This window comes from Stenotrophomonas sp. 05L44_2 (assembly GCF_056665995.1).
In genome coordinates this window covers 1-3,298 of record NZ_JBFTNR010000482.1, presented here as the reverse complement: position 1 = coordinate 3,298, position 3,298 = coordinate 1, and the positions used below count along the sequence as shown (strand labels likewise).

At 63.0% G+C, this 3,298-nt stretch carries 8 protein-coding genes and 1 pseudogene; all 9 read left to right on the top strand.

Translation table 11 applies throughout. The annotated features are described in order from the left end of the window. Positions 1–182, top strand: a pseudogene (locus AC1VAN_RS16095) (hypothetical protein); the annotation flags it as partial. 180 nt (positions 183–362) lie between these two features. Beyond that, on the top strand, positions 363–650 hold the full coding sequence (locus AC1VAN_RS16090) for a hypothetical protein (RefSeq protein WP_442251146.1): 288 nt from the start codon (positions 363–365) through the stop codon (positions 648–650). Positions 651–714: 64 nt separating this feature from the next. Further along, on the top strand, positions 715–1,203 hold the full coding sequence (locus AC1VAN_RS16085; protein ID WP_442251147.1) for a glycoside hydrolase family 24 protein: 489 nt from the start codon (positions 715–717) through the stop codon (positions 1,201–1,203). Beyond that, entirely contained in the window at positions 1,200–1,514 is a 315-nt protein-coding gene (locus tag AC1VAN_RS16080) for a hypothetical protein (RefSeq protein WP_442251148.1), read from the top strand. Before AC1VAN_RS16085 ends, AC1VAN_RS16080 begins: the two co-directional genes overlap by 4 nt. After that, complete coding sequence (locus AC1VAN_RS16075; protein ID WP_442251149.1) at positions 1,511–1,987, top strand: lysis system i-spanin subunit Rz; 477 nt, start codon at positions 1,511–1,513, stop codon at positions 1,985–1,987. Before AC1VAN_RS16080 ends, AC1VAN_RS16075 begins: the two co-directional genes overlap by 4 nt. Positions 1,988–1,995: 8 nt before the next feature. Further along, the gene (locus AC1VAN_RS16070; RefSeq protein ID WP_442251150.1) at positions 1,996–2,328 is read left to right on the top strand and encodes a DUF1064 domain-containing protein; all 333 of its coding nucleotides are present in this window, start codon (positions 1,996–1,998) and stop codon (positions 2,326–2,328) included. Further along, positions 2,328–2,531, top strand: a complete 204-nt coding sequence (locus AC1VAN_RS16065; protein ID WP_442251151.1) for a hypothetical protein — start codon at positions 2,328–2,330, stop codon at positions 2,529–2,531. The genes AC1VAN_RS16070 and AC1VAN_RS16065 overlap by 1 nt, the downstream gene beginning before the upstream one ends. Before the next feature lie 155 nt (positions 2,532–2,686). Next, entirely contained in the window at positions 2,687–2,947 is a 261-nt protein-coding gene (locus AC1VAN_RS16060) for a hypothetical protein (protein WP_442251152.1), read from the top strand. Then, entirely contained in the window at positions 2,947–3,273 is a 327-nt protein-coding gene (locus AC1VAN_RS16055; protein ID WP_442251153.1) for an HNH endonuclease signature motif containing protein, read from the top strand. Before AC1VAN_RS16060 ends, AC1VAN_RS16055 begins: the two co-directional genes overlap by 1 nt. Positions 3,274–3,298 lie beyond the last annotated feature (25 nt).

Genomic DNA, 3,298 nt, shown 5'->3' with positions numbered 1-3,298 from the left:
GCACACTCCGCGCGTACTACTGCGGGCGAGGCCGCAAGAAGGTGGAGCGCTTTGAAGTGGCGCTGCAACTGCTGGAGAGGGCCGGCGAGCGCGCGCTGCACGTCAAGGCGTATCTGGACCTTGTTCGGCGGGGCGAGGACCGTCTGCACGGGATGCTGGTCGGGCTGCAAATCGCTGCCTAACGCGCGCGCGATACCTCTTGACAGGTGCCACCTGCAAGGGGTTAAATGCGGGCACATTGACATAGAAGCCTTCAGCGCAAGCTGAGGGCTTTTTTATTGGACCAATGGTTCTAAATAAAAATCTTGTTTAATCTAAAGTTCTAATTTAATCTGTGTTCTCAATTTTAGAGGGCGCACCAGATGTCATTGCCGAAAGAGAAGAGACACCGTTCTGCTCTGCTGAGTCGAGTTGAGAAAGCGTGGCTGCACGGCGTAAGCCATGTGACTTTTGCTGAGTTGTACCTCTGGTTTGACGTCGAGAAGATCGCCAAGACGCCTTACCGCGGCATTGAAGAGGCTTTCGAAGAGGTTGCGGGCGACGACGCGCCCGAGGTGCAAATTATCGAAGGACGCGGTGGCTATCACTTGGTAGTTGAGCAGACCCGGGCAGGCAACAAGATGAAGCTCCTGTCGGAGTTGGCGGAGTAACGCTGCCCTCAAATGCGAGATCACTCTGACCCCGGCTATCCGGGGTCTTTTTTTAGGAAATTTCATGGCACGACTCACTCCCCAACAGGCTGGCGGCGTGAACGTCGTGGCCTTCCTCGACATGCTGGCGTGGTCCGAAGGGACCGACAACGGCAAGCAGCCGACGAAAGATCGTGGCTACGACGTGATCGTCGGTGGTCAGCTGTTCAATGGCTATGCGGATCACCCCCGAGTCTTGGTGGCTCTGCCCAAGCTGGGTATCCAGTCCACCGCCGCCGGCCGATACCAGCTGCTGCGCCGCTACTACGATGCCTACCGAAAAACGCTGGGCCTGAAAGACTTCTCGCCACTAAGCCAGGACCTGATCGCACTCCAGCAGATCCGCGAGCGCCGCGCTCTGCCGCTGATCCGGGCGGGAAGGATCGCGGAGGCCATCAAGCAAGTCAGCAACATATGGGCAAGCCTGCCTGGTGCTGGCTATGGCCAGAACGAGCACAGGCTGGCTGACCTGCTGGCTGCTTACCGGAAGGCTGGCGGGACGGTGGCTCCGTGACCGGGGTCGATGTGGACTGGCAAGCCATCGGTACGGCCGTTGGCGGTCTGATGGTCGGCGCTGGTGGTGTTGCACTGTGGTGGCGCAAGCAGTTCGTAGAGACCGCCAGGGAAGGGGCCGAGGTCAACGTGATCCAGCTGATGCGCGAGGAAGTGACCCGGCTGGGCGAACGGGTTGGGCGGATGGAAGCCAGGGAGCTGCGCTTGATCCGCCATATCTACCGGCTTGAAGGATTGATGCGCGCAGCCGGCTTGGAGCCGCCGCCATTTGACCCGGACAGCGACACGATCAGGGTAGGAGGTTCCGAGTGAGCAGGATCGCCATCGCGGTCGCCGCCTTCGCGCTTTGGTCCGGTGCCATGTTCGGTGCTGGCTGGGCTTGGCGCGGCGACCGATCTGAAGGTGTAGCCGCCAATCAACGCGCCGCCGGCGCTGAGGCATTCGCCGACCAGGTGAATCAAACCCGCGCCACCGAGCAGAGCAAGGCGCTGCAGCTGGCTGACATTGGAGCCAAGCATGAAGAAGACCGGACCGCGGCTGAGGCCGTCCCTGCTGCTGTTGTGGCTGGCCTGCGCAGCGGCAATCTCCGCCTGCGCGACGACCTCGCCACCTGCCATACCGCTCGCCTGTCCGAAGCTGCCGCCGGCGCCGTCGAACGTGATGCGCGCGCCGAACTACGTCCAGAGGTTGTCGGAGCTGCTGTTCGAATCGTCACCGACGCCGAAGACCACATCCGGGCCTGCCAAGCGGTGATCGCTGCCGACCGGCAGCCGGTGACGCAATGAACCGCCGGATGCTGGCCCTGGGCCGGCTGAAGGGCGGCGACATGAACAAGACCGAGACCGCCTATGCGGAACGGCTGCGCGCGCAGCAGGCTGTCGGCGAGATCCAGTGGCACCGGTTCGAGGGTCTGAAGCTGCGGCTGGCGGACAACACGTTCTTCACGCCGGACTTCGCCGTCCTGGCAGCCGATGGCGTCATGGAGTGCCACGAGGTGAAGGGCCATTGGCAGGACGATGCAAGGGCCAAGATCAAGATTGCCGCCGCCATGTACCCGTTCCGCTTCATTGCGGTGAAGGTCAAGCTCAAGCGCGACGGCGGCGGCTGGGCAGTGGAGGAGTTCTGATGAGCGGACATATTCATACCCCTGGAGACGGCCGAGGGCGCCGCAGGGTGCTGGTGGACGGGCGGGAGGTGAAGCGGGCTGTTTACGCCAACACAGTCACCGGTGAAGTGCGGCATTACGAGGATCCCATCCGCATGGACGGCGATGAGCCTGTGACCCATAGCGTGCACGGTCACGTCGAAGTGGAGCTCCTCAATGGCTGAGGCCGCGATGGTAGCGGTGCGCATGCGTTGGTGGCTGCGGTGCTACCTGGCTGCAGTGATGTGGTTCGCCAAGGCTACGGGCATGGAACCGGACTGGGATCGGGTCGAGGGCTGGATACGCCGAGGCTTGGTACTGCGAACAACGAGGGCTACTGATGGACGTTGCACGGATTGAAGCGCTGGCGGCTGAGCTGGCCGCAGAGAAGGCCGCGCGCATTGCCGGCGGCGCCGACGCTCGTATTGACCGTCTGGTCGGGGTGATCGAGCAGCAGGGCGAGCAGATCGCGGAACTGGGGGTGCATGTCGGCATGCTGGTCCAAGCTGTTGCACAGCTGCTGGGGGAGGAGGCGGGCACACCGGTCTCGGACGAAGGTGTCGAGTCTCCGCGCGTGGACTTGGATGGGAACTCGTACTGATGCCTGTCAGGCCACCGCAGCACCGAGCGGCAGGTTGGCGTCCCTACAAAGAAACCAGCGCCCAGGTGCGCAAGAGGCAGGCCCGCCGTGCGCTGGCCACGAACTCAGCGCTCTGGAGGCGGATCCGAGCGGTGGTGCTGGCCCGTGAGCCGCTGTGCAGGTGCTGTGCGGAGCAGGGAAGGGTGCGGGCAGCCACCGAGGTCGACCACATCGACGGGGACGATGCCAACAACGCTGACAGCAACCTGCAGCCCCTGTGCCGGCCGTGTCACAGCACGAAAACAGTGCTGGAGAACGGCGGATTCGGCCGAGGAATGCGGGACTGATGGTTCCACGAGCGTGGAACACGCA